Here is a 22959-nt window from a genome sequence, read left to right as displayed (position 1 = left end):
TGCGGTCAATCAGCCATACCGGCCTGATTTGTTGCCAAGGACTCTGCCCCATGCCCGACTCCAGCCTGCCCGTGGACCTGCCCCGTGACCTGCACTATGTTGACGACACTCAACCAGGCTTGAGCCGCCGCAAACTGCGGGGCAAGTTCCAGTATTTCGATAGTCACGGCCAACGCCTGACCGACGCCGCCGAAATCCAGCGGATCAACGCCCTCGCTATCCCGCCGGCCTATACCGCCGTATGGATCTGCGCCGATCCCAAGGGGCACCTGCAGGCCACCGGGCGTGACGCCCGGGGCCGCAAGCAATACCGCTATCACCCACGCTGGCGCGAAGTGCGCGACAGCGACAAGTACTCACGGCTGCAGGCGTTCGGCAATGCGCTGCCCAAACTGCGCAAGCAGCTGCAAGCACAGGTCGAGGCGCCGGGGTTCAATCGGGAGAAGGTCCTGGCTACCGTGGTGCTATTGCTCGATGCCACGTTGATCCGCGTCGGCAACAGCCAATACGCCCGCGATAACCGCTCCTATGGCCTGACCACGTTGCGCACCCGTCACGTGGATATCAAGGGCAGCGAAATCCAGTTCCAGTTCCGTGGCAAGAGCGGTGTCGAGCACCAGGTCAGCATCAAGGATCGGCGCCTGGCGAGCGTGCTCAAACGCTGCCTGGAGTTGCCGGGGCAGAACCTGTTCCAGTACCTGGACGCAGACGGCGAGCGGCATACCGTCAGCTCCACTGACGTCAACGCGTACCTGCACAGCCTCACTGGGGCCGACTTTACCGCCAAGGACTATCGCACCTGGGCCGGCAGCGCCCAGGCCCTGGCAGTCTTGCGCGAACTGGCATGGCAACCGGAATCGGATGCCAAAAGGCATGTGGTGCAGATGGTCAAGAATGTCGCCCGGCAGCTTGGCAACACCCCGGCGGTGTGCCGCAAGTGCTACATCCACCCGGCCGTGCTCGAGCACTTCAGCCTGGGCGCGCTGGCGAAGCTGCCCAGGCCCAGGGTACGCAAGGGCCTGAAGGCCGAAGAAGTCGGGCTGGCGATGTTTCTCGAACAACTGTAGGAGCGAGCTTGCTCGAGAAAAACTCGAGGGCACCGCGTTTATCCTGCATACACGCGCTTCGCGAGCAAGCTCGCTCCTACAGGCGGCATTGACCTTGCCAAAGGCGTAGGAAATATGCCGCAACTGCGCTAGGCTATCGGACCTTTCCTACCGCAGGATGACCGCCGACGTGAACAACTAAGCCTTCCAACATGTAAACGCAACGAGCCGCCTGGCGCGCTTGTTGGCTTGTGCCACATTGTTCTGGAGGTGCTGATGACTGACGTCAACCGGCTGCCTGTACTTGTTTCCTTGCATCACGTGGGTTTCCAATTCGCCAATGGCGAGACGCTGTTGGAAGACATCAACTTCTCTATCGATCACGTCCCCACCGGGATTGTCGGCCGTAATGGCATGGGCAAGAGTGTGTTGGCCCGTCTGTTGGCCGGCGTGCTTGAGCCATCGCATGGCGTTATCAAGTCCTCGGCCCGCATCGCCTATGTCCCACAAAGCATTGAGCTGCTGCCAGGGCAGACCGTGGCCCAGGTCAGCGGTTGTGCGCAGATCCTGGCCGCCCTTGAACGCCTGGCAAAGGGTCAAGCGCAAGCTGACGACCTGGAACTGATCGACGATCGCTGGGACCTGGCCGAGCGCCTGCGCCAGGCGCTCGACGGTGCCGGCCTGGCGCAGATCAGTCCCGCTCAACCCGCCGCACAACTGAGCGGCGGCCAATTGGCCAGGATCGCCCTGATTGGCGCCCTGTTGCGTGCGCCGCAGTTGCTGATTCTCGACGAACCCACCAACCATCTCGACAGCGCCGGTCGCGACTGGCTGTTGGCGACCCTCAGCGCCTGGCGCGGTGGCCTGGTGGTGGTCAGCCATGACCGGCGCCTGCTCAATAGCCTGGGGCGGATCATCGAGCTGTCACCCCTCGGGGCCCGGCTCTATGGCGGCAACTACGACGACTATCGTGCGCAGCGCGATGCCGAACAACACGCCGCCCAGGCGGCCCTGGAACACGCCCGGCTGGATCGGCGGCGTGAGCATCAACGCTTGAAAAAGGATATCGACAGCTTCCAGCGCCACGCCGCCAGCGCCCGTAAATATGCGCAGACCGCCAATGTCGACGCCTTCACCAAATCCAGGTGGAAAGGCGCCGCCAACGAAATCGTCAGTAACGTGCGCAGCGCCCATGTGCAGCAAAAGCAGGCGTTGAATGAACGCGTACGCACCGCCCACGAACGGGTGGTGGACGAAACGCCGACCTTCCTCGCCTTGCCCGGCACGCCCCTGCCCGCAGGTCGCCAAGTGCTGACCCTGACCGACTGCCAGTTGCCCTGGCTCGATCCGCACGCGCCAAGCACCTTTATCAACGCGAGCCTGAGCGGGCCGGTGCGGGTCGCGGTCCATGGGCCCAATGGCTGCGGCAAGTCCACCCTGCTCAAACTGCTGGCGGGTCAATGGCAACCCATCAGCGGCCAATGCACGGTTCATGTGCCCTGTGCCTATCTCGACCAGCAGTTGACCCTGCTCGACGATGGGCAATCGATCGTCGAACAACTCAAATTGATGGACACACCCCTGGCCGAAGCCCAACTGCGCACTCGCCTGGCGCTGTTGCAACTGGACGCGTTGCGCGTCACCCAACCCATCGGCCAACTCAGCGGGGGTGAGCGCTTGAAGGCGGCGATGGCGATTGCTTTATGGCGCAAGATCCCCGCGCAACTGCTGCTCCTGGACGAGCCCACCAACCATCTGGACCTGGAGTCGGTGATGGCCTTCGAGCAGGCTTTACAGGGGTTTGCCGGCGCGCTGATTGCGGTCTCCCATGACGCGGCGTTTCTCAACGCGCTCAAACCGACCCATGTCCTGACCTGGGACGCCATGGGCTGGCGCCTGGAGGTGCACTGAAGGATGTGCCAAGTCATTGCAGTTAACCCGAAAGCGTCCTACGTTAGTGGCCGGATAATCTCATTGAGGAACCTCTCGCCGTGCTGCCCTCCTCCCCTAAACCCCTGATCAATACCGCCCTGCAGCACCAGCACAAATGGCGGGGGCGCATCGGCCTGACACTGGTGGCCAGCCTCTCGGTGCTGGCCGGCATGACCGACGCCATCGGCTTTATGGCCAGTGGGGATTTTGTCTCGTTCATGAGTGGCAACACCACGCGGCTGGCGGTGGCGATCAGTGAAGGCGACCTGGGGCTGACCGGGCGCCTCACCCTGCTGGTGGCGACGTTTATCCTGGGCAATGCGCTGGGGGTGATCATCAGCCGCATCAGCAAGCGCCACGCGTTGCCGCTGTTGCTGTGTATCGCCACGCTGCTGTGCGGCGCCGCCGCGTGGCCGATGGCCGAGCAATTACCCGCGGTGCTGGCCGCGATCATCGCCATGGGCATGCTTAATGCGGCGGTGGAACAGGTCAATGGCCTGCCCGTGGGGCTGACTTACGTGACCGGCGCGTTGTCGCGTTTCGGTCGCGGGCTGGGGCGCTGGATGCTGGGGGAGCGCCGTAATGGCTGGCGCGTGCAGTTGATCCCGTGGGCCGGGATGTTTGTCGGCGCGGTGATTGGCGCCTTGCTCGAACATCAGCTGGGGATCAAGGCCCTGCTGGTCAGCGGCCTGTTGTCGGCGCTGCTGGGGCTGGTGTCGCTGAAGATTCCGCGGCGCTGGCACCTGGGCTATATGCCACGCTGAAAAGGTGCTTGCCCGACATTTAGGCCTCGACATCCATGTGCTGGTAAAGAGCCATCATGTCGGGCAAGCGCGGGCATTTTAAGGCAAAGCCGGCGGGGTGTCCGCCGGGCATTTCTGAAGAATTCTAAGGAAGCAACTTACAGACAGGTCGCAGCAGCGGCCAGGCGGCGCTTGGCCGCGAAATTATCTTCGGCAGCGTAGTAACTGACGGTAGTGCTGCTGCCGACACTGCGCACGTCGACAAAGTAGTCACCGCCCGTGGTGTAGACCGTATGGCCCCCGCCTTGCGCCGGCTCCATAAAGCCGCCGGCATCCACACCGAACACCGCCTCGTCCTGCCAGCCGAACTGGATGCACTGGGCGACGACCAATGCGGCCTTGTCTGAGGCCAGGGTTTTATAGGGCGCGCCAGAGCGTGCGTCTTTCATCTTCGAACCTGCGCAACCGGCCAGCGCCGCCAGGACCAACGCACCTATCACTACCTTCCGCATGCCATCGCTTCCTTGAAAAAACGCGACTTTACCATTGAAACCTCGTGGCGATAGCCGTCACAGGAACACTTAAAGCAACCAGCGGAACAGATAGAACAGCGCCATGCTCAGCAGCACCGTGGTCAACACGCTGCGGGTCCAGAACATCAAGGCCACCGCGCAGACCCCGGCCAACAAGTAAGGGTTGGTGGGGCTCAGGTTGAGCTTGTGCTCGGAGAGGAAAATGATCGGCCCGCAAATGGCCGTCAACATGCCGGGCACCGCGAACCCGAGAAACTCCCGCGCGCCGCGATTCAGGCGCACCGGCAAGCGCGGCTCAAGAAACAGGTAACGGTTGAAAAACACCGCCAGGCCCATGCCGATAATCATCACAAAAATCATTGCTGCCCCACTCCCAAGCGTTTGCAGGCATACCCTGCACACATCCCCAGCAACCCCGACACCACCACCGCCGACTCCCAGTGCCAGTAACTGAGCAGCACCGAAAACAGCAAGGCCACCGCCACGCACACCACCGTTGGCACATCACGCACCACCGGGGTGATCAAGGCGATAAAGGTTGCGGCGATGGAGAACTCCAGGCCCAGTTGATCGAGGTTGGGGATGCTCTTGCCGAGCACGATGCCGGCCAGGGTAAACAGGTTCCAGGCCACATAGAACGTCAGGCCCACGCCCAGGGCATACCAACGGTTGAAGGTCTGGCGGTCATATTGGCTGACCAACGCGAAGAACTCATCCGTGAGCAAAAAGCCCAGGCTCATGCGCCACCGCGCCGGCAAAGGCGACAGGGTGGCGCGCATATGCATGCCATACAGCAAGTGCTGGGAGGTCAGCAGCAACGTGGTGAGCAAAATGGCAATCAGACTGGCGCCGCTCTTGACCATGCCAATCGCCACCAACTGCGCGGCACCGGCGAACACAATGGCCGACAGGCCCTGGCTTTCCAGCGGGGTGAACTGGGCGTCAATCGCCAGGGAGCCGGCCAACAGGCCCCATGGGGCGCAGGCCAATGAAAGAGGAATGATCGCAATCGCGCCGCGGGCGAAAGCGTAATGCGGCAAGGCAGTAGGCATGGACAACAGGCTCATCGACAGACAGTCGATAAGCATGGCAGCGCCAACCCGGATTGTCTTGAACGATCTTGCAGCAGGCAACGCCCCGGCGCAGGGACAGAGGGTTGCCCAGCAGGGCTATTGCTGCAGGGCCGTGGCAGCCTTATCAATAAATGCCGCCACTTCACCGGCCCTGGAGGCACGTGCCATTATCACGCCAGTTTGACCGACACCCGCTCCACCGCATCCCTGGCCTCCCGCAGTTCGTGGGCATCCTGGTTAAGGCGGTGGATGGTGTTGAGCAGCCGCTGACGCAGCACTTCATCGCTGAGTTTTTCGACCGCGCGCATCAAGTCGAAAGCCGCGGTTTCGTTGTTGTCCGCGACAGAATCGAGGGTCTTGCGCAGGTTACGAGTGGCACGGGTCACACAGTTACTTCCTTTATCACCAATGGCGGGCACTTTAGGACAGTTGTGTTTCATTTTAATTTCAAGCACTTGCCACGCAATCCCAGTACCTTGTCACAGGTCAATCAAATGTCGAATCGCCACCCCGCGGAGAATGTCCTTGATGCTTGCTGCCGTCGCCATCTTCCTGTTCACCATTGTGCTGGTCATCTGGCAACCCAAAGGCCTTGGGGTAGGCTGGAGTGCGTCAATGGGGGCGATCCTCGCCCTGGCCTGTGGCGTGATCAGCCTGGCAGACATCCCGGTGGTGTGGCAGATCATCTGGAATGCCACCGGTACCTTCGTCGCCCTGATTATCATCAGCCTGATCCTCGACGAGGCCGGTTTTTTCGCCTGGGCCGCGTTGCACGTCGCACGCTGGGGCCGTGGCCGAGGCCGGCGGCTGTTCGCTTACATGGTGCTGCTGGGCGCGCTGGTCTCGGCGTTGTTCGCCAATGACGGCGCGGCCCTGATCCTCACGCCGATTGTCATGTCGATGCTCCTGGCGCTGCGCTTCTCACCCGCGGCGACCCTGGCGTTCGTGATGGGCGCAGGGTTTATCGCCGACACCGCCAGCCTGCCGCTGGTGGTGTCCAACCTGGTGAACATCGTCTCGGCAGACTACTTCAAGATCGGTTTCAACGAGTACGCGGCGATCATGGTGCCGGTCAACCTGGTCAGTGTCGCCGCGACCCTGGCGGTGCTGCTGTGGTTCTTCCGCCGTGATATCCCGCAAAGTTATGACCCCGCCGACCTGCCCGAACCGGCCAGCGCCATTCATGACCCGGCGACTTTCCACGCCGCCTGGTGGGTGCTGGGCATTCTACTCGTCGGCTGTTTTGCCCTGGAACCGCTGGGCATTCCCATCAGTGCCATCTCGGCCGCCTGCGCTTTGTTGCTGCTGGTGATCGCCGCCAAAGGCCACAAGATATCCACGCGCAAGGTGCTCAAGGAAGCCCCCTGGCAGATCGTGATTTTCTCCCTCGGGATGTACCTGGTGGTGTATGGCCTGCGCAACGCCGGCCTGACCACTTACCTGGCCACCTGGCTCAACACCTTTGCCGACTACGGCGTGTGGGGCGCGGCGCTGGGCACCGGGTTGCTGACGGCGCTGCTGTCTTCGGTGATGAACAACCTGCCGACCGTGCTGATCGGTGCGCTGTCCATCGAAGCCAGCCATGCCGTGGGCGTGGTCAAGGAAGCGATGATCTACGCCAATGTGATCGGCAGCGACCTGGGCCCGAAAATCACGCCTATCGGCAGCCTGGCGACCCTGCTCTGGCTGCATATTCTGGCGCGCAAGGGCATTCGTATCACCTGGGGCTACTACTTCAAGGTGGGTATCGTGCTGACCCTGCCGGTGCTGCTGATCACCCTGGCCGCGCTGGCCCTGCGACTGAGTGTCTAAAAAGGTATGCTTTGGCCACTTGCCGCCACCGAGCCCACCCGATGAGTTCTGCGCACCACGCCTGGCTGGGCCACTACGAAATCAGCAGCACCACCTGTAGCGGCCTGACGTTTGCCCGCCATAGCCACGACGAGTGCGTGATTGGCGTCAACCTGATCGGTGAGGAACAGGTCTGGCTGGACCGCCGCACCTTTGAGGCCGGGCCCGGCAGTATCACCCTGTACAACCCCGGCCAGATCCAGGGTGGCGGCGCGGCCCAGGGCGCGCCCTGGCACTTTGTCAGCCTGTACGCCGGTGCCGACCGCCTGGCCAGCGACCTCGGGCTGGCGCACCTGGAGTTCGACCGCGCGCTATGTTTTGCCCCCGCTTTGGCGGCGCAACTGGCGCAGGCCGCCAAGGGGGCATTAAGCGTCGACCCGCTGGTACGCGGGCTCAACGAAGAGGCGCTGGTGTTGCTGCTGGCCGAAGTGGTCAGGCTCAGTGGTGTGCGCCTGCCGGCAGGTGCCAGTGCGGGGTCAAAGCTAGTCGCCCAGGCCCAGGAACTGCTCGCCGCGCAGTTGCACCAGGGTGTGGCCCTGGAGGCCTTGGGCGACGAGTTGGGCCTGTCCAAATTCCACGTCTTGCGCACCTTCCAGAAAGAAACCGGCCTGAGTCCGCGCCAATGGGCCATGCAACTGCGCACGCGCCGCGCACAAGGCTTGTTGCGCAGTGGCCTGGGCGCCGCCGAGGTTGCCCATGACCTGGGTTTTGCCGACCAGAGCCATCTCAATCGGCACTTCCGTGCGGCCTATGGCATTACCCCTGGCCGCTATCAAAGCGCAATCCTGTCCAAGACAGCACACCTGCCCCGCCCTCAAACTGACCTGTAGGAGCCGGCTTGCCGACTCCTACAAGAGTTACCGGTTAATTTTGGGGGTGGTGATGTTGACGATCTTTTTTTCTGCGCTGGTATTTGGCTTTGTGTTTTGCCTGTCCCCCGGCGCCGTGCTCGCAGAGACGCTACGCCGGGGCCTGTTGCATGGGTTCACGCCAGCGCTGCTGGTGCAGATAGGCTCGCTGGTGGGCGACGCGACGTGGGCGGTGATCGGCCTCACCGGCATGGCCCTGTTGATCCAGCACGAGGCGGTGCGCGTACCGTTGACCGCCGTTTGCGCGCTTTACCTGGCCTGGCTCGGCCTGCGCAGCCTGCTGGATGCCTGGCGCCTGCCGCAACCCGACAGCGCCCCAGCCAGCAGCGGGCGCAATGCGCTGATGGTCGGGGCCGCCATCTCTTTGGCCAACCCGAAGAACATCGTGTACTGGGGTGCCTTGGGCAGTGCCCTGTCAGGCATCGTTGGCGCCACCCCGAGCCACGGCCAGACCTTGATGTTCTTCGCAGGTTTTATGCTGGCCTCGATCCTGTCGTGCTTTTTGATCGCAGGGTTGGTGAATGTCTTGCGAAAGAACGCCTCGCCAACTTGGCAACGAATCAGTCATGGCGCCTGTGGGTTGGTATTGATCTATCTGGCGTTATTGGCCGCCTACAGCCTTTGAACTTATATATTGAATAACTCCAATCTGAATGAAGTCTGAACGACCCACAAACAGGTTGATTATTGATTGACATCCACTGCCTGCCTGAGTAGATTGCCCGTGCCTGCAACTCGGGCCTTTTTTCAACCTCACAAAAGAAGCCAATGGACACAGTATCTAGTTGCTGTCCTTCACCTGCGAATGCGGGGGTCGGGCGCCAAACCCAGTGTAATGACGGGACTCGCCTTCAAGGCCGGGTAAGCTGCGCTAGAGATTGATGCTCCAACGTAACTGCCTTGCGCCGGCGCCAGTCCGGTCCCGAGGTGTGTTATGAATTTCCAAACCCTTGTTCTACCTGATGTACGCACGCTGGCCTCAGCCCTGCGTGCCAAGCTGTGCCGTACTTTCGTGGGCGTTGCCCCAGTGCGCACGGCCTTTGCCTGCCCTTCCCCGCGTACCAGCCAGGCACACCTGCAGGCGCACTGGCGTCTGTGCCCCACCACCGGCCACCTGGTTCAGCAATGGGACCACGCCGACCCTCAAGATCCGCAGAGACGGAGCGTTTCCAGCCTGCTTGCCCAAGCGCGCCTGATGCTCAGCGCCCGCGCGGCATAAGCCGACTGGAAACAGCAACTTCCTGATTATTGGTCAATTAATTAACTGGCGTTCCTTGCGAACTAAGCCAGCCGTAGTTTTCTGCGCGCCCGTTAATTAACTCGCCTCTTTAAAGTTATTGGAACTGATCGCAAACATTGCGAATCGGCATACTTGCGCCCGCCTGCCAGGCAAGTAACGGGTATGTCGACAGGAGTAAAAACCATGAGCGCCGTAAACACTAAACAACGTCCAGACAACAACACCGCCAATGCCAGCAAACTGTCGATGCGCGCCGCCCGCGAAGCGCAAAACGGCCTGGCGGCCACCCTGGCCAACGTCCGGGCAACCAAAGACGGCCTGACCGAACTGGATGCCAGCGCCCGCCTGCAACGCGAAGGCTATAACGAGGTGGCCCACGACAAGCCGCCCCATGCGGTGGTGCAGTTCCTCCAGGCCCTGAACAACCCCTTCATCTACGTGCTGCTGACCCTCGCGGTGATCAGCTTTGTCACCGACTACTGGCTGCCGCTGCGCGCCGGTGAAGAAGTGGACCTGACCAAGGTCATTATCATCATGACCATGGTCGCCCTGAGCAGCCTGCTGCGCTTCTGGCAGGAACACCGTTCGGCCAAATCCGCCGAAGCCCTCAAGGCCATGGTGCGCACCACTGCCACGGTGCTACGCCGTGAGCAGGTCGGCGCCAAACCCACCCTGCGCGAAGTGCCGATGCGCGACCTGGTGGCCGGGGATATCGTGCAATTGTCGGCCGGCGACATGATCCCGGCCGATATCCGCCTGATCGAGTCCCGCGACCTGTTTATCAGCCAGGCCGTGCTGACCGGTGAAGCCCTGCCAGTGGAGAAGTACGACACCCTGGGCGATGTCACGCAAAAGTCCGCCACCCCGAGCGCCACGGACCAGAGCAACCTGCTGGACCTGCCCAATATTTGCTTTATGGGTACCAACGTTGTCAGCGGCCGCGCCCAGGCGGTGGTGGTTGCGACGGGGCCACGCACCTATTTTGGCTCGCTGGCCAAGGCCATCGTCGGCTCCCGGGTCCAGACCGCCTTCGACCGCGGGGTGAACAGCGTCAGTTGGCTGTTGATCCGCTTCATGCTGGTGATGGTGCCCATCGTGTTTTTCCTCAATGGGTTTTCCAAGGGCGACTGGGGCGATGCCTTCCTGTTTGCCTTGGCGGTGGCCGTGGGCCTGACCCCGGAAATGCTGCCGATGATCGTCAGCGCCAACCTGGCCAAGGGCGCAAACGCCATGGCCAAGCGCAAAGTGGTGGTCAAGCGCCTGAATGCGATCCAGAACTTCGGTTCGATGGACGTGCTGTGCACCGACAAGACCGGCACCCTGACCCAGGACAAAATCATCCTCGAGCACCACGTCAACGCCTTCGGCCAGCGGGACGACCAGGTGCTGTCCCTGGCTTGGCTCAACAGCCACCACCAAAGCGGCATGAAGAACCTGATGGACCAGGCGGTGTTGGCGTTCTCCCAGCACAACCCCAAGTTCCAGGTGCCGTTTGCCTACAGCAAGGTCGATGAACTGCCCTTCGACTTTGTCCGTCGCCGCCTGTCGATTGTGGTCAAGGACGCCCACGGCGATCACCTGTTGGTGTGCAAGGGGGCCGTGGAAGAAATGCTCGATATCGCCACCCATGTAATGGAAGGCGCCAGCGCCGTGGCCCTGGATGAGCGGCGTCGCCAGGAATTGCTACACACCGCCAGCGAGTTCAACGAGGACGGCTTCCGGGTGCTGGTGGTCGCCACCCGCAACATCCCCAAGGCCCTGGCGCGCCAGCAATATACCCCGGCCGATGAACGCAACCTGGTGATCCACGGCTTCCTGACGTTCCTCGATCCGCCAAAAGAAACCGCCGGCCCGGCCATTGCCGCGCTGCAAGAGATCGGTGTCGCCGTCAAAGTGCTGACCGGCGATAACGCCGTGGTCACCCGCACCATCTGCCGCCAGGTCGGCCTGGAGCCCGGCGAGCCGCTGCTGGGCGTGGACATCGAGGCCATGGACGATGCCACCCTCAAGCAGCAGGTCGAACAACGCACGGTGTTCGCCAAGCTGACCCCGCTGCAAAAGTCCCGGGTGCTCAAGGCCTTGCAGGCCAACGGTCACACCGTGGGGTTCCTCGGCGACGGGATCAATGATGCGCCAGCCCTGCGCGATGCCGACGTCGGTATCTCGGTAGACAGCGCAACCGATATTGCCAAGGAATCGGCCGATATCATCCTCCTGGAAAAGAGCCTGATGGTCCTCGAGGAAGGTGTGCTTAAAGGCCGCGAGACCTTCGGCAATATCATGAAGTACCTGAACATGACGGCCAGCTCCAACTTCGGCAACGTGTTCTCGGTGCTGGTGGCCAGTGCGTTCATTCCCTTCATGCCGATGCTGGCGATCCACCTGCTCCTGCAAAACCTGATGTACGACATCTCCCAACTGGCCCTGCCGTGGGACAAGATGGACAAGGAGTACCTGGCCAAGCCACGCAAGTGGGACGCGCAGAACATCGGGCGCTTCATGATCTGGATCGGGCCGACCTCGTCGATCTTCGACATCACCACCTTTGCCCTGATGTGGTACGTGTTCTCGGCCAACAGCGTAGAAATGCAGACCCTGTTCCAGTCCGGCTGGTTCGTCGAAGGGCTGCTCTCCCAGACCCTGGTGGTGCACATGTTGCGCACCCGCAAGATCCCGTTCTTCCAGAGCACAGCGGCTTGGCCGGTGTTGCTGATGACCAGCCTGGTGATCGCGCTGGGGATCTATGTGCCCTTCTCACCCCTGGGCACCCTCGTGGGTCTGCAACCGTTGCCTTGGGCGTACTTCCCATGGCTGGTCGGCACCCTGCTGGCCTACTGCTGCGTGGCGCAACTGATGAAGACTCTCTACATCCGCCGGTTCAAGCAGTGGTACTGAGTTTGCGGCGCTAAGCGGGCTGGATGTGGCGGCTATTTTTTGTGGCAGATGGGCTTGGTGTGGCGAGCGGGCTTGCCCCGCGCTGGGCTGCGAAGCAGCCCTAATAGAGTCACTGAGTTCTATCAGATAGCCCAAGGTGGCAGGTTTTGGGGCTGCTTCGCAGCCCAGCGCGGGGCAAGCCCGCTCGCCACACCAAGCCCATCTGCCACAAAAAAACGCTCGCCACGCCCAATCACTACAGACAACTCGTTCAATTGGAGCATGAGCCCATGCACAAACACTCCCTCTTTTCGGCCTTCACCTGGCTACCGGCGTCGCGGCAACGGGCGCTGCGCCGCAACCTGATCTTTATCGGCGCCACCCTGGCCCTGGGCCTGCTGTCCAAGGCCTTTGCCGCAGGCGGTAGCTACGTGGTGGACGATGGCGCGATCAACGCCCCGGGCGAATGCAATGTCGACGCTGGCTACACCCGTTCAACACAGCGCACCACCCTCTCCGCAGCCTGCACATCAAGGGCGCTGCCTAATCTGCAATGGGGCGCCGCCATCTAGGATGAGCCTGGGCTGAGCCACCTCAGCCCGCAACTCAAGGGGTCTCTGTGGGCCTGGCAGGATGCGGGCGTGGAGATCGCCTGGGCGGCAGCGGCGCATATCGCTGTGGACCGTCGGCACCCATTCGACGGCGCAGACCTGGGCGTACCGCTGACCTGGCAAGCGTTTGAGACACTGCGCCTGAACCTCAATGCCGGCTGGAGCCACGCCTATGACGATGGCGAACAAAACCAGCGGCTGACCTGGGGCACCGGCCTGGAATACCGCGTGGCGGACTCTCTGACGCTGCTGGCGGAGCGCTACGGCCAGCAGCATGGCGACCAGGCCTGGCAGGCTGGGCCGCGGGTGCATCTGGGAAAGCAGGTGGATGTAGACCTGGTGGTCGGGCGCAACCTGACGGGGGATCACGACCGCTGGCTGACCACGGGGGCGACCCTGCGATTCTGAAGGACTGATATAGACGCTGTTTCGCTGCGCGAGGCAGCGTCTACATGGGTATCGGGTATCAGGCCGGTTTGGTTTGCTGTTCGAGGTGCAGCTGCAACTCAGGCTCGATGCCCAGCGCTCCCGCCAGTTCATCCAGGTAGTTGCGCTCGGCGTCCTGCTGGTCATCCACCAGCATCACGCTAGCCAGGTAGACCTCGGCGGCTACCGCCGGGTCACCGGCATATTCGGCAAAATCCCGCGCATCCAAGGGTTTGGCGATTTGGGCATCGAGCCATTGCCGCAGGTCGGGGTCGTCGGTGTGGCGCCCGATCTCCTGGGAGATCAACGCCATTTCTTTTTCGTCGATCCGTCCATCCGCCTTGGCCGCCGCGATCAATGCACGCAGCACTGCATGGCTATGGGCCTCGACGTCGGAGCCGGAGAGTTGATCAACCGTTTGCAAGGCCTGTTGCGGTGCCGAAGCCTGCTGGCGCTGCCAGGCTTGATACGCCTGGAATGCCATCATCCCCAATGACGCCAGGGCCGCGTAGTTGGTACCACCGCTGCGCGCCTGGGTCGAACCACCCGCCGGGGTTGCGCCCAACATACCACCCAGGCCCCCCAGCAGATCGCCCAGGCCGCCACCACCAGCTGCAGAGGGTGCAGAGCCGCCACCCCGGAGCAAACCACCGAGCAGGCCACCCAACCCGCCGAGACCTCCCGCGCCGCCCTGGGGAGCCGCCGAACCGCCTTGCTGCGACATCGAGGCTTGACCTGCCCGTAGCAGTTGTTCCAGTAGAGCACTGGTGTTCATGGTATCGCCCTCCTATGGGCTGTGCGCCAGACAACCAACAATAGTCCCTGCTGCCTATAACGCCAAGATCGGCCAGCACGCGTGGTTTTGCCGAGCGGCCTGTACCCCAGCAAATCCGCCGCTGACCTGTAACGCCCGAGAGAATTGTTCAGATTCGACGCACCAAGGCGCGCGGTGAACGCAGGCCCGCACATGGTGTCGGAAATATAAGGGCACAGCCTCAACCGGCCTGGCCTTGAGCGCGAGCATCAACAGATTTGCGGTGCCGCGTACCCTCACAGAAGGAGACGCTGACATGGTCACTCACTTCAAGGTCGCCGGGCACCTCGCTTGCGGCCATCACGGCAATAACCTCACATCCACGGTCGAATTGAACCGGGTCAAATGCCGTACCTGCCGCAACACCGATGCCTACAAGGAAGCCCGCCGCAACCAGCGCAATGCATCTCGCCGCGCGGCACGCAAGGCCCGCTCGGGCCAGGCCAGCAATGACTGGCGCAGCGCCTGGACCCAACGCCTGAATGCCCTACCCGGCCTGCAGCGCCTGCCACGTGGGTTCAGCGGCCAGCCTTTCGTCTAGATCGGCCCATTTGTAGGCCCCGGCTTGCCGGCGATGGCGGCCTGTGTGGCGCAGCAGTGCTGCCTGAACCGACACCATCGCGGGCAATCCGGCAGGCTCAAGGTCGTGCACGCACCTTGTAGCCCGGTAGCGTCGCGGCATAGGCCATTGCCTGCTCACGGGAGCCAAAGGAAGCCAATCGATCATCCTTGGTGCACACGCGCCACGGGCCGCTGTTGACCCGGACAATGTCATAGCCATTGAGATGCATCTTGTTCAACAGGGGAACGCTCATAGTCACCTCTCCTATTCCAGAGATAATCCACGGGTTGCCCGATCCACCATACGCTCGATCCAGGCACTGTCGCCTACCGAACGTCGCAGACTGCAGCGACCGCTCCTGTGACACGATATTTTGTGGTCGCTGCAATCAGAGCTCGATGCTCGCCAATTGCGCCATGTAGCACTGCACTTCCCCATGCAGCCACTCGGAAAACACCCGCTGTTTGCTTTCCGAGCTTTCCCGAGGTGGCCAGGCCAACCAATACGGGTAGGCATACGGCGCGCTGATATCGCACAGCTGCACCAACTCCCCGCGCACGATGGCGTCGTGCACCAGGCTACGCCGCTCCAGGGCGATGCCCTGGCCCAGCCGGACCGCTTCCAGTACCAGGTTGGAGTCATTGCTGCACAGGCCTTTGCGTTCGGTGCTCATTTCAATGCCAGCGGCCTGGCACCACGGCTGCCAGGATTCATTGCTGTAGATAATCGGGCTGTGCACGATTTGCTCGGGGGTTCGCGGCAATTGCCCGCCGTTGAAATGGGGCGCGGCGACCACCACCACTTCGTCGTGAAACAGCAGTTTCTGCTCCACTCCTTCCCATTCGCCCTTGCCCATGCGGATCGCCATGTCTACCGACTCTTGATGCAAGTTGGTAATGGCCAGGGTGGCTTGCAGGCGAATGCTGATGTGCGGGTAAAGCCGCTGGAACGCTGGCAGTCGCGGCAGCAGCCAGGAGCGTCCAAATGAGGGCAACACCGCCACCACCAACTCGTCCCGCTTGGGCTGGGCCTGGATCAAGCGCGTCGCGTCGGCGATATCGCCCAGGGCCTGGCGGATCTGCAACGCGTACAGCCGGCCATCTTCACTGATGCGCAAGCCGCGCCCTTCGCGCACGAACAGCGTGAGGCCGACGATTTGCTCCAGCACCTTGATCTGCTGACTGATGGCCGAATGGGTGACATGCAACTCCTTGGCCGCCAGGGTGACGCTACCAAGCCTGGCGGTGGCTTCGAAACTGCGCAGGGAGGTCAGGGGCGGAAAAGCACTCATGTAAGCTCGACTAACCTTTTAAGGTAAAAAATATAGATATTGAAAGGACTTTGGCCGCTATAAAGTAATCCGCAATTAACAATCACACCATCAAGAATGGAGGCTTCATGAAACTGGTTGGCATGCTCGACTCACCTTATGTGCGCCGCGTAGCGATTGCCCTGGACCTGTACGGGGTCGATTTTGAGCAGCAGTCGCTGTCGGTGTTCAGCACCTTCGCTGAATTTGCCACCATCAACCCGGTGGTCAAGGCGCCGACACTGGTGCTCGACGACGGCACGGTGCTGATGGACTCCAGCCTGATCCTGGACTATTTCGAAAGCCTGGCGCCGGCCGATAAAAAGCTCCTGCCCCAGACCGCAGCCGCCCGTGCGCGGGACCTGCAAGTGATCGGCCTGGCCTTGGCTGCCTGCGACAAGAGCGTACAGATCTACTACGAGCACAACCTGCGCCCCACAGAAAAACTTCATGAGCCGTGGCTTGAGCGAGTAACCGGGCAACTGCTGGCAGCCTACGGGGGCCTGGAAAAACTGCTGGCCAACGCTCCTGGCCAGCCTTTGAACCTAGCGTCGCTGAGCGCCGCGGTGGCCTGGTCGTTTTCAAGGTACGCCGTGCCCTCGGTGGTCAAAGCCGAGGACTTTCCCAACTTGCAGCGCCACGCCCAATGGGCCGAGCAACACCCGGCGTTCGGCAAATACCCTATCGAATAGGCAGCAACGCCGCGCCAACCAACCCCGCCAGCCCCAGCAGGCACGCCAGGCCAGCGCTATAGGCCAGGGTGCGCCAGGGTTGGCGGCCGCCCAGGTACATCAGGGTATGCATTACGCGCGCGACGGTGAACAGGCCAAACAGCCAGGCCGTCGCGACTGCCGGGGCGTCCAGCGCCAGGCACAGCCCACCGAGAACGAAAAACAGCGGAATGTTTTCCAGGTCGTTGGCCCACGCTTTCGCCGCCCGGCTGACCGGCAGCAGTTCCTGGGCATTGGCCGGGCGCTGGAAGAAACCGGCATCCTCAGGATTGGTGAATGCACGGTGCCTGAGGCGGAAAAAACCCTGGTAACAGGAAATCCCCAGCATCTTGATAAACAGCACCAGCACACAGAGGGCAAACAGATGCAGGGGACTACTCATTGCCGGTCCCTGGCAAAGCCGTTGACCACGATATACAGCAGCGGCCCGACCGAGACGAACACCGCCGTCAGCAGCCAGTACGGCAACACACTGGCCAGCGACCGGCCCCGGGCGCGGGTGTCACGGTACATCCACACGCAGGCCAGGGTCGCCATCAGGTACAGGTCGATCACCACCTGGGCGGTGTCGGGCCGGGACAATAGCTCCAGGCCGAATGCCAGCAGCGACTGCTCGGCCCAGAGCAAGGTGCCCAGGGTGTACAAGGAAAACGCCAACAGGCTGGCAAGGGCGATGTAGGGTCTGTGCATAGGGTCCTTCCTCTAGATAGGTAATGGTGAATGAGGCAGTTGTGGCGAGGGGGCTCGTCCCGCTGGGCTGCGAAGCAGCCCCAAAACCAGCGACCTAGGTGTATCTGATGAATCTCGGTGAGGCTTATTGGGGCTGCTTCGCAGCCCAGCGGGGGACGAGCCCCCTCGCCACAAAAGAGCCTCTCACCGTAGCGAGGGCCCCAGTAAGCTGCAGATTAGTGATAACGTCGCCACCCTCTCAATGACCTGTGAGGTCATGGACGCCAACCGCCCCGCCCTGCCAGAGTCAAGCCATGAGCCGCCCACCTTTCCCCCGAGCCACGCCCGATACCAATGCCGGCACGCAACTGCGGCAGTTGCGCCGCGAGGCGAAGTTGAGTCAATTGGAGTTGGCGCTGATCAGCGGTATTTCCCAGCGCCATTTGAGCTGTATCGAAACCGGCCGGGCCAAGGCCAGCCCTGGCACCTTGCACAACCTGCTCGGGGCTCTCGACGTGCCGCTGGAACGCTGCAACAACCTGTTCCTCGCGGCCGGCTACGCCCCACGCTATGAGGCTACACCGCTGGCTGCGCCGGCGATGGATGCCATTCGGGAGGCCATCAACCATGTGCTGAAGGCCAACAACCCAGCACCGGCCATCGTGCTGGGCAGCCACTGGGAAGTACTCGCCGCCAACGCCAGCACCCAGGTCCTGTTTGACCTGGTGGGCCTGGCGCCCGACGCAGCACAAGGCCTGAACCTGTTGACGACCCTGTTGCAACCAGGTGGCCTGGGCGACCATTTGCTCAATGCCGACGAAATTCGCAACCTCGCCTGGCAACGGGCGGCCCGGGAAGCATTGGGCAACCCGGCCCTGGCCACGCTGCTGGAAAGCCTGCCGGTGCCACAAGGCTCGACAACACTGACCCATGAACTGCCGCCACTGGTGCTGACGCGCATCAATTCGCGGCAGGGGCAGTTGGACTTCATGTCCACCTTCACCACCTTCGGCATGCCCCAGGACATCACCGTCACCTCATTGCGGATCGAGCACCTGATCCCGGCCAACCCCCACACCTGGCACGTCATGACTGCCGCCTACGAACATTCTCTAACCCTGTAGGAGCGGTGTTTCAGGACGGGCATCCGCTGCTGATACAGCGCTTTCGCGAGCAAGCCCGCTCCCACGGAGGACCTCTGCCGGGCGCAGAATTTGCGCCACGCCATCAGAACTTGGTCACCAGCCCCATACGCAACGTGCGCCCCGGCGCCGGCATAAAGCTCTGGGCCAGCGGGTCCAGGTAGTAACGATTGGTCAGGTTATCCAGCGACACATTGAGATTGGTGTGGTCCTGCCATTTGTAGTTGAGGAACAGATCCACCAGCGCCACTTCGCGGTAGACCAGTTGCGGCGTGGTGGCCCCAGTCTGCCAGGATTTGTCTGCGGTGACGGTCGGGCCCGAGGTGTAGGTCAAGCGCCCGCCAACGGTCAGGGTCTGGCCGAAGAAGCGCAGGCCCGAGGTCAGGTTGCCGGCGACCCGTGGCGGGTTCTGGGTGTTGGTGTACGAGCCCATGAAGCTGCCCGGCGTGCAGTTGGGGGTGTCGTCAAGCTTCTGCCAGCGGGTGGAACTGGCCCGTAAGCGCGCGGCGAAGGCCGAGTCGCAGGTTTCGGTCTTCAGGTAGTAGGTCGACGACAGGTCGGCAAATACCCAGCCGGCGTCGTATTTCGATTGCAACTCCAGGCCGCTGGTCTTGAAGCTGTCGGTATTGCTGAAGTTCATCAGGCCCATCAGCCCAGGGCTTGGGTCGTAGTAACGGGTCACGTAGTTCTTGATGGTGTTGTTGAAGTACGCCAGCTTGATCGCCGCCGTGTCGTTGTCCGTCAGCAGGCCTTTTTGCAGGGTGCTCGCACCGATTTCCCAGTTGCTCGAACGCTCCGGTTTCAGGCCCTTGCCAGGCATGGTCTGCAAGGTGCCCTGGCTGGTTTCGAACAGCGAGGGCATGCGCAGGCCCTGGGTGTAGGAGGCGTAGATAAAGGTATCCGGCGCGATCTCATAGTTGATGCCGATGGCCGGGGAAAAGGCGCCCTTGCTGTCGCTCTGCTTGCCCGAATAGGTGTAGCCGGTGACCACCTCGCCCACCTGTGACGGATAGACCCGCGTGCCAATGCCCCCGTAGTCGTTGTAGCGCGGGCCGTCGAATGGATTGTTGGTGTCGCTGAAGACAATCCCGTTGTTCAGGCGCGGGTCGGTGGCGTCGGTGTATTGGCCGTTTTCGTCGGGGAACCACAGCATGTTGCCGTAGCTGCCCGGCTTGATCACATTCACGTAGCGCAACTCACGTTCCTCGCGCTGGCCGGTGGCGTGCGGCACATGGTCCTTGGTGCGGTAGTAGGTGTAGCGCCCGCCGCCCCACAACGTCAGTTCTTCAATCGGCTGGTACTCCAACTTACCGTTGAGGCTGAACTCCTTGCGGGAACCGTCACGCAGGCTGCGGTTGGCGTTGATATCGTTCTGCGTGGTGACCACGCCCTTTTGCGGCTGCAGCTCCTCGAGCTGGAACGAGCCCCCCAGGTCCAACTTGAAATCGCCGTATTGCGTTTCAAAACGCGAGGTATTGGCCAGGTCCCCGCCGATGCGCCGATCGGCCTGGCGGGTCCAGTTGCGGTCCGAGCGATAGGCCTGGGATTTGGGCGCCAGCACCGAGGTCAACTGACTGGTCTGGGCGTCGGTCATCCATAGGTTGGTCGTCAGGTCCACCAGCATATTGCCCGTGGGCAGGTAGTGATAACGGGCGGTGTAGGTGTCGATCTGGGTGCGGCCGCGCGGGTACTGGTAGATGCCACCGGTGCCGAAACGGAAGATGTCTGACGGCATGATCTCGCCTATGCGCCCATCGTAACGGATGTAGCCGAAGTCGAAGGTGTGGTCGTCGGCCGGGCGCAGGGTGGTCTTGAGCAGGATCGATTCGGTCTCTGCCGAGGAGTTGAGCACCTCTTCACCGGGGTTGTAGGTGGTGGCCACCGTCATGTTTTCGCGGCCATAGCGGTCATAGGTGCGGTAGCGGTCCTGGCCGTGCTTGCCGGAGAAGTAGTTGCCCTGGTTGCGATGGGCGTAGGCCGCCACCACGTCGAACAGCTCGTGGGTGTATGCAAACGCCGCACTGCCCGACTCCGAATCGGAACCGAACAGGCCGCCACGGTGCTGGTGCGGCTCGGAATACAGGCTTTCGGTGGCCGAGTGGCTGTTGCGCGAGGCAGGCTCCACGCCGTTGTTCCACACGTCGCCCTTGAGGCGCAGGCCCACGTTCTTGCCATCACGCAGGATGTCATCGACACCCAGGGTGCGGATCGCTACCGTGCCGCCGATGGCGCTGGAGGTCAGGCTGGGGCCCTTGTCGATGGCCACGTCACTGACCAGGTCGGGGTCGATGTAGCTACGTTGTTGCGTGCCTGCATAACCGCGATAGACATCCAGCGCCTGTTGCGAGCCATCGACCGTGACCGCGACCCGGCTTTGCCCCTGGATCCCGCGGATATTCACATCCAGGCCACCGCCATTGCGGCTGTCACCCACCTGCACCCCAGGCTGGCCCTTGAGCAAATCGCCGGGGGAAATCACGGCAAAGCGCTGCACTTCTTCCGGGGAGATGTAAACCGCTGAACGTGGCGCCGAGTAGACGGCTTTCTTCTGAAGGTCCTCGCCGGTGACTTTCTGCGACGGCAGCACCACCGCAGTGGTTGCCGGGTGCAATTGAACGCTGCCATCGGCCTGACGCTGAAAACTCAGGCCGGTGCCCGCCAGCAACTGCGCCAGGCCCGCTTCGGTGCTGAAATTGCCGTGCAGGCCGTTGCTGCGCTTGCCCGCCGTCAGCGTCGAACTGCCCGCCATGCTGATACCCGCCTGCACGCCAAAGCGCGAGAGCGCCTGGTCCAGGGGACCGGCGTCGATGCTATAGGGCTGACGCTCGGCCTGGGCGAAAACCGCGGTGCTGTACAGCGGTTGCAGGCTGAGTAACAACAGACCCAATGTGCGGGTGCGCAAGACACTTGCGGGAGAAATCATGCAGGGCTCCTAGAGGTGAAGGCCCACCTGTCTCGGTGGGTTATTCCTATAGGCCAAGCGAGTTTTGAAAAACTGCGGGGGGAACGTAAAAAAATTTTCAGACCGGCACCACAGTCACCCAATAGCGGGTACGACGCTCGATGCGCACCGGCAACGCATGGGCCACCAACGCCAGCGCAGCATCGGTGTCATCCAGCTGGAAGCTCCCGGTCACGCGCAACCCCGCCACCTGCTCGCTGCAGCGCAAGACGCCCGGCCGGTAACGGGAAAGTTCGGCGAGCAGCACATCCAGGCGCATACGCTCGGCAGGCAGAATCCCGCGCAACCAGGCCTGGGCCAGAAACCCATCGCTCTGGCGTGGCGCGCCCACACCCTGGCGATCCACCCGAGTCTGCCACCCCGCCGCCACCGCGACCGGTGACGGGTTGCGCGGCGAACTCACGTCAACCCAGCCGCGCAATACGGTAATCCACGTGCCCTGCTGATCGTGGCGCACCAGCAGATTGGCCTCCCGGCTGCTCAGTAACGCATCCGGCGTGACCAGTTGCAGCGGGCGTGACTCGACCTGTGCATCCAGCGCCACCTCGCCCTCGATCAACTGCACACTGCGCAGGTAGGCGCTGAAGTCCAGGCTGACGGCACTGGCGGTGTTCAGCCACAGTGAACTGCCATCGGCCAGGGTCCAGCGATGGCGCTCACCGGTCGCCGTGCGATACGTGGCAAAGGCTGCGCGCACCAGCGTCGAATCGGCGCCCTGCCACGACAGGCCACCCAGCAGCCCCAGCCCCAGCAAGCACTTGAGCACCTGCCGGCGCCGTAGCGGATCAGCCCCGGCAGATTCCAATGCCCGCCGCGCGGTGGCATCCGCCAACAGGTGGGCACCGGGCTGCAGCGTCAGGGGCAAGCTGGTGACGCGTTGCCAGGCGTATTCGTGCTCGGCGCTCGCCAGCCGCCATTGCTGCAACGCCTGGTGATCGGCCGGGCTCATCATTCCGGACTCAAACCTGACGATCCAATCGATGGCCGTTTCGCGGATTTTCGGTGCAACCGCAGTGCCCGTCATTCAAAACGACTCGCGTAGCACACGCTGAAAGCCTTGCCCATCGCCCGCTGTACCTGAGCCACGCTCAAGCTCAATTGCGTAGCGATCTGCGGGTACGTCAGGCCATCGAGCTGGGACAAAAAGAAGATCTTGCGCACCTGCATCGACAAGCCCACCAGCAGCGAGTCGAGTTGCAGCAGGGTTTCGATCATCAGGTAACGCGTTTCGGGCGACGGTTCCTCAGCTTCGGGGCGCGCGGCGAGTGCCTCGAGGTAGGCCCGTTCAATGGCCTGGCGGCGCCAGCGGTTGATCAGCAAGCCATTGGCGATCGCGGCAAGAAATGCCATGGGCTGGCGCAACTCACGCACATCCTGCTGCGTGCGCAACACGCGGATGAAGGTGTCGTGCGCCAGATCTTCGGCATCGGCGCTATGCCCCAGGCGACGCTGCAACCAGCCGCGCAGCCAGGGGTGATGACGGGTATAGAGTTGTTCGACGGGCGAGACGAGACTGTCGTCGTACATGTCAGGTCCAATGAGCGGTAATGATAATACTTCTCATTTTAGTGT

23 protein-coding genes and 1 pseudogene are annotated in these 22959 nt (G+C 62.3%); 12 read left to right on the top strand and 12 right to left on the bottom strand.

The genetic code is table 11. The annotated features are described in order from the left end of the window. Nucleotides 1-50: 50 nt before the first annotated feature. From FIV38_RS14865 to FIV38_RS14855, 3 genes are all read left to right on the top strand, one after another. On the top strand, nucleotides 51-1067 hold the full coding sequence (locus FIV38_RS14865) for a DNA topoisomerase IB (protein ID WP_092236327.1): 1017 nt from the start codon (nucleotides 51-53) through the stop codon (nucleotides 1065-1067). A 255-nt stretch (nucleotides 1068-1322) separates the two neighbouring features. Then, entirely contained in the window at nucleotides 1323-2957 is a 1635-nt protein-coding gene (locus FIV38_RS14860; protein ID WP_092236324.1) for an ABC-F family ATP-binding cassette domain-containing protein, read from the top strand. Between the two features lie 80 nt (nucleotides 2958-3037). Then, complete coding sequence (locus FIV38_RS14855) at nucleotides 3038-3742, top strand: YoaK family protein (protein ID WP_029294615.1); 705 nt, start codon at nucleotides 3038-3040, stop codon at nucleotides 3740-3742. Between the two features lie 137 nt (nucleotides 3743-3879). Here FIV38_RS14855 and FIV38_RS14850 read toward each other — a convergent pair whose 3' ends face one another. The 4 genes from FIV38_RS14850 to FIV38_RS14835 all read right to left on the bottom strand — a co-directional run bounded on the left by FIV38_RS14850 (nucleotide 3880) and on the right by FIV38_RS14835 (nucleotide 5713). Beyond that, nucleotides 3880-4233: a hypothetical protein gene (locus FIV38_RS14850; protein WP_029294612.1), complete on the bottom strand. Its 354-nt coding sequence runs from the start codon at nucleotides 4231-4233 to the stop codon at nucleotides 3880-3882. Between the two features lie 69 nt (nucleotides 4234-4302). Then, entirely contained in the window at nucleotides 4303-4614 is a 312-nt protein-coding gene (locus tag FIV38_RS14845; protein WP_092236320.1) for an AzlD domain-containing protein, read from the bottom strand. Further along, nucleotides 4611-5306, bottom strand: a complete 696-nt coding sequence (locus FIV38_RS14840; protein WP_070996350.1) for an AzlC family ABC transporter permease — start codon at nucleotides 5304-5306, stop codon at nucleotides 4611-4613. Before FIV38_RS14840 ends, FIV38_RS14845 begins: the two co-directional genes overlap by 4 nt. A 191-nt stretch (nucleotides 5307-5497) precedes the next feature. Further along, nucleotides 5498-5713, bottom strand: coding sequence for a hypothetical protein (locus FIV38_RS14835; RefSeq protein WP_003212603.1), 216 nt, complete (start codon nucleotides 5711-5713; stop codon nucleotides 5498-5500). A 142-nt stretch (nucleotides 5714-5855) separates the two neighbouring features. Here FIV38_RS14835 and FIV38_RS14830 point away from each other — a divergent pair, with 142 nt between their 5' ends. The 6 genes and pseudogenes from FIV38_RS14830 to FIV38_RS14805 all read left to right on the top strand — a co-directional run bounded on the left by FIV38_RS14830 (nucleotide 5856) and on the right by FIV38_RS14805 (nucleotide 13180). After that, nucleotides 5856-7139: an arsenic transporter gene (locus tag FIV38_RS14830; RefSeq protein ID WP_070996302.1), complete on the top strand. Its 1284-nt coding sequence runs from the start codon at nucleotides 5856-5858 to the stop codon at nucleotides 7137-7139. A gap of 41 nt (nucleotides 7140-7180) precedes the next feature. Continuing rightward, the gene (locus tag FIV38_RS14825) at nucleotides 7181-8008 is read left to right on the top strand and encodes an AraC family transcriptional regulator (RefSeq protein WP_092236317.1); all 828 of its coding nucleotides are present in this window, start codon (nucleotides 7181-7183) and stop codon (nucleotides 8006-8008) included. Between the two features lie 52 nt (nucleotides 8009-8060). Beyond that, nucleotides 8061-8672, top strand: coding sequence for a LysE family translocator (locus FIV38_RS14820; RefSeq protein ID WP_092236314.1), 612 nt, complete (start codon nucleotides 8061-8063; stop codon nucleotides 8670-8672). 309 nt (nucleotides 8673-8981) lie between these two features. Next, nucleotides 8982-9266 (top strand): hypothetical protein, encoded by a 285-nt coding sequence (locus FIV38_RS14815; RefSeq protein ID WP_029294588.1) that lies wholly within the window; start codon nucleotides 8982-8984, stop codon nucleotides 9264-9266. Between the two features lie 204 nt (nucleotides 9267-9470). Continuing rightward, nucleotides 9471-12182 carry a magnesium-translocating P-type ATPase gene (gene mgtA, locus FIV38_RS14810; RefSeq protein WP_092236311.1) on the top strand — a complete coding sequence of 904 codons (2712 nt, stop codon included), beginning with the start codon at nucleotides 9471-9473 and terminating at the stop codon, nucleotides 12180-12182. 269 nt (nucleotides 12183-12451) lie between these two features. Beyond that, nucleotides 12452-13180 (top strand): annotated as a pseudogene (locus tag FIV38_RS14805) (hypothetical protein). A gap of 58 nt (nucleotides 13181-13238) precedes the next feature. Here the strand turns inward: FIV38_RS14805 and FIV38_RS14800 are convergent. After that, nucleotides 13239-13973, bottom strand: a complete 735-nt coding sequence (locus FIV38_RS14800; protein WP_092236308.1) for a tellurite resistance TerB family protein — start codon at nucleotides 13971-13973, stop codon at nucleotides 13239-13241. A gap of 295 nt (nucleotides 13974-14268) precedes the next feature. On the opposite strand from FIV38_RS14800, the gene FIV38_RS14795 reads away from it, so the two are divergent. Then, nucleotides 14269-14553, top strand: a complete 285-nt coding sequence (locus FIV38_RS14795; RefSeq protein WP_092236305.1) for a hypothetical protein — start codon at nucleotides 14269-14271, stop codon at nucleotides 14551-14553. A 97-nt stretch (nucleotides 14554-14650) separates the two neighbouring features. Here FIV38_RS14795 and FIV38_RS14790 read toward each other — a convergent pair whose 3' ends face one another. Both FIV38_RS14790 and FIV38_RS14785 read right to left on the bottom strand, forming a co-directional pair. Then, on the bottom strand, nucleotides 14651-14827 hold the full coding sequence (locus FIV38_RS14790; protein WP_081041758.1) for a DUF2188 domain-containing protein: 177 nt from the start codon (nucleotides 14825-14827) through the stop codon (nucleotides 14651-14653). A gap of 135 nt (nucleotides 14828-14962) precedes the next feature. Beyond that, nucleotides 14963-15865 carry a LysR substrate-binding domain-containing protein gene (locus tag FIV38_RS14785; RefSeq protein ID WP_092236302.1) on the bottom strand — a complete coding sequence of 301 codons (903 nt, stop codon included), beginning with the start codon at nucleotides 15863-15865 and terminating at the stop codon, nucleotides 14963-14965. 107 nt (nucleotides 15866-15972) lie between these two features. Here FIV38_RS14785 and FIV38_RS14780 point away from each other — a divergent pair, with 107 nt between their 5' ends. Further along, nucleotides 15973-16575, top strand: coding sequence for a glutathione S-transferase family protein (locus tag FIV38_RS14780; protein WP_092236299.1), 603 nt, complete (start codon nucleotides 15973-15975; stop codon nucleotides 16573-16575). On the opposite strand, the gene FIV38_RS14775 is transcribed toward FIV38_RS14780, so the two are convergent. After that, a complete protein-coding gene (locus FIV38_RS14775; RefSeq protein WP_092236296.1) occupies nucleotides 16565-16996 on the bottom strand; it encodes an MAPEG family protein in 432 nt (143 codons plus the stop codon). The genes FIV38_RS14780 and FIV38_RS14775 overlap by 11 nt on opposite strands. Further along, nucleotides 16993-17304, bottom strand: coding sequence for a DUF2834 domain-containing protein (locus FIV38_RS14770; RefSeq protein WP_092236293.1), 312 nt, complete (start codon nucleotides 17302-17304; stop codon nucleotides 16993-16995). Before FIV38_RS14770 ends, FIV38_RS14775 begins: the two co-directional genes overlap by 4 nt. A gap of 293 nt (nucleotides 17305-17597) precedes the next feature. Here FIV38_RS14770 and FIV38_RS14765 point away from each other — a divergent pair, with 293 nt between their 5' ends. Continuing rightward, complete coding sequence (locus FIV38_RS14765) at nucleotides 17598-18407, top strand: helix-turn-helix domain-containing protein (protein ID WP_092236291.1); 810 nt, start codon at nucleotides 17598-17600, stop codon at nucleotides 18405-18407. 103 nt (nucleotides 18408-18510) lie between these two features. Here FIV38_RS14765 and FIV38_RS14760 read toward each other — a convergent pair whose 3' ends face one another. From FIV38_RS14760 to FIV38_RS14750, 3 genes are all read right to left on the bottom strand, one after another. Continuing rightward, nucleotides 18511-21348 carry a TonB-dependent receptor gene (locus FIV38_RS14760; protein WP_092236288.1) on the bottom strand — a complete coding sequence of 946 codons (2838 nt, stop codon included), beginning with the start codon at nucleotides 21346-21348 and terminating at the stop codon, nucleotides 18511-18513. 97 nt (nucleotides 21349-21445) lie between these two features. Next, complete coding sequence (locus tag FIV38_RS14755) at nucleotides 21446-22411, bottom strand: FecR domain-containing protein (protein ID WP_092236285.1); 966 nt, start codon at nucleotides 22409-22411, stop codon at nucleotides 21446-21448. Further along, nucleotides 22408-22914, bottom strand: coding sequence for a sigma-70 family RNA polymerase sigma factor (locus FIV38_RS14750; RefSeq protein WP_092236282.1), 507 nt, complete (start codon nucleotides 22912-22914; stop codon nucleotides 22408-22410). Before FIV38_RS14750 ends, FIV38_RS14755 begins: the two co-directional genes overlap by 4 nt. Between the last annotated feature and the right edge of the window lie 45 nt (nucleotides 22915-22959).

This window comes from Pseudomonas proteolytica (assembly GCF_007858275.1).
Lineage (GTDB): Bacteria > Pseudomonadota > Gammaproteobacteria > Pseudomonadales > Pseudomonadaceae > Aquipseudomonas > Aquipseudomonas proteolytica.
Note: the sequence above shows the minus strand (reverse complement) of the source record. Positions and strands in the feature narration are given on the sequence as shown.

Coding starts and splice junctions, on each gene's coding strand:
- FIV38_RS14790 (WP_081041758.1), bottom strand. CDS start 14,827: ATGAGCGTTCCCCTGTTGAACAAGATGCATCTCAATGGCTATGACATT.
- FIV38_RS14780 (WP_092236299.1), top strand. CDS start 15,973: ATGAAACTGGTTGGCATGCTCGACTCACCTTATGTGCGCCGCGTAGCG.
- FIV38_RS14860 (WP_092236324.1), top strand. CDS start 1,323: ATGACTGACGTCAACCGGCTGCCTGTACTTGTTTCCTTGCATCACGTG.
- FIV38_RS14770 (WP_092236293.1), bottom strand. CDS start 17,304: ATGCACAGACCCTACATCGCCCTTGCCAGCCTGTTGGCGTTTTCCTTG.
- FIV38_RS14765 (WP_092236291.1), top strand. CDS start 17,598: ATGAGCCGCCCACCTTTCCCCCGAGCCACGCCCGATACCAATGCCGGC.
- FIV38_RS14820 (WP_092236314.1), top strand. CDS start 8,061: ATGTTGACGATCTTTTTTTCTGCGCTGGTATTTGGCTTTGTGTTTTGC.
- FIV38_RS14755 (WP_092236285.1), bottom strand. CDS start 22,411: ATGACGGGCACTGCGGTTGCACCGAAAATCCGCGAAACGGCCATCGAT.
- mgtA (WP_092236311.1), top strand. CDS start 9,471: ATGAGCGCCGTAAACACTAAACAACGTCCAGACAACAACACCGCCAAT.
- FIV38_RS14800 (WP_092236308.1), bottom strand. CDS start 13,973: ATGAACACCAGTGCTCTACTGGAACAACTGCTACGGGCAGGTCAAGCC.
- FIV38_RS14785 (WP_092236302.1), bottom strand. CDS start 15,865: ATGAGTGCTTTTCCGCCCCTGACCTCCCTGCGCAGTTTCGAAGCCACC.
- FIV38_RS14795 (WP_092236305.1), top strand. CDS start 14,269: ATGGTCACTCACTTCAAGGTCGCCGGGCACCTCGCTTGCGGCCATCAC.
- FIV38_RS14775 (WP_092236296.1), bottom strand. CDS start 16,996: ATGAGTAGTCCCCTGCATCTGTTTGCCCTCTGTGTGCTGGTGCTGTTT.
- FIV38_RS14750 (WP_092236282.1), bottom strand. CDS start 22,914: ATGTACGACGACAGTCTCGTCTCGCCCGTCGAACAACTCTATACCCGT.
- FIV38_RS14845 (WP_092236320.1), bottom strand. CDS start 4,614: ATGATTTTTGTGATGATTATCGGCATGGGCCTGGCGGTGTTTTTCAAC.
- FIV38_RS14825 (WP_092236317.1), top strand. CDS start 7,181: ATGAGTTCTGCGCACCACGCCTGGCTGGGCCACTACGAAATCAGCAGC.
- FIV38_RS14850 (WP_029294612.1), bottom strand. CDS start 4,233: ATGCGGAAGGTAGTGATAGGTGCGTTGGTCCTGGCGGCGCTGGCCGGT.
- FIV38_RS14865 (WP_092236327.1), top strand. CDS start 51: ATGCCCGACTCCAGCCTGCCCGTGGACCTGCCCCGTGACCTGCACTAT.
- FIV38_RS14815 (WP_029294588.1), top strand. CDS start 8,982: ATGAATTTCCAAACCCTTGTTCTACCTGATGTACGCACGCTGGCCTCA.
- FIV38_RS14840 (WP_070996350.1), bottom strand. CDS start 5,306: ATGCCTACTGCCTTGCCGCATTACGCTTTCGCCCGCGGCGCGATTGCG.
- FIV38_RS14760 (WP_092236288.1), bottom strand. CDS start 21,348: ATGATTTCTCCCGCAAGTGTCTTGCGCACCCGCACATTGGGTCTGTTG.
- FIV38_RS14830 (WP_070996302.1), top strand. CDS start 5,856: ATGCTTGCTGCCGTCGCCATCTTCCTGTTCACCATTGTGCTGGTCATC.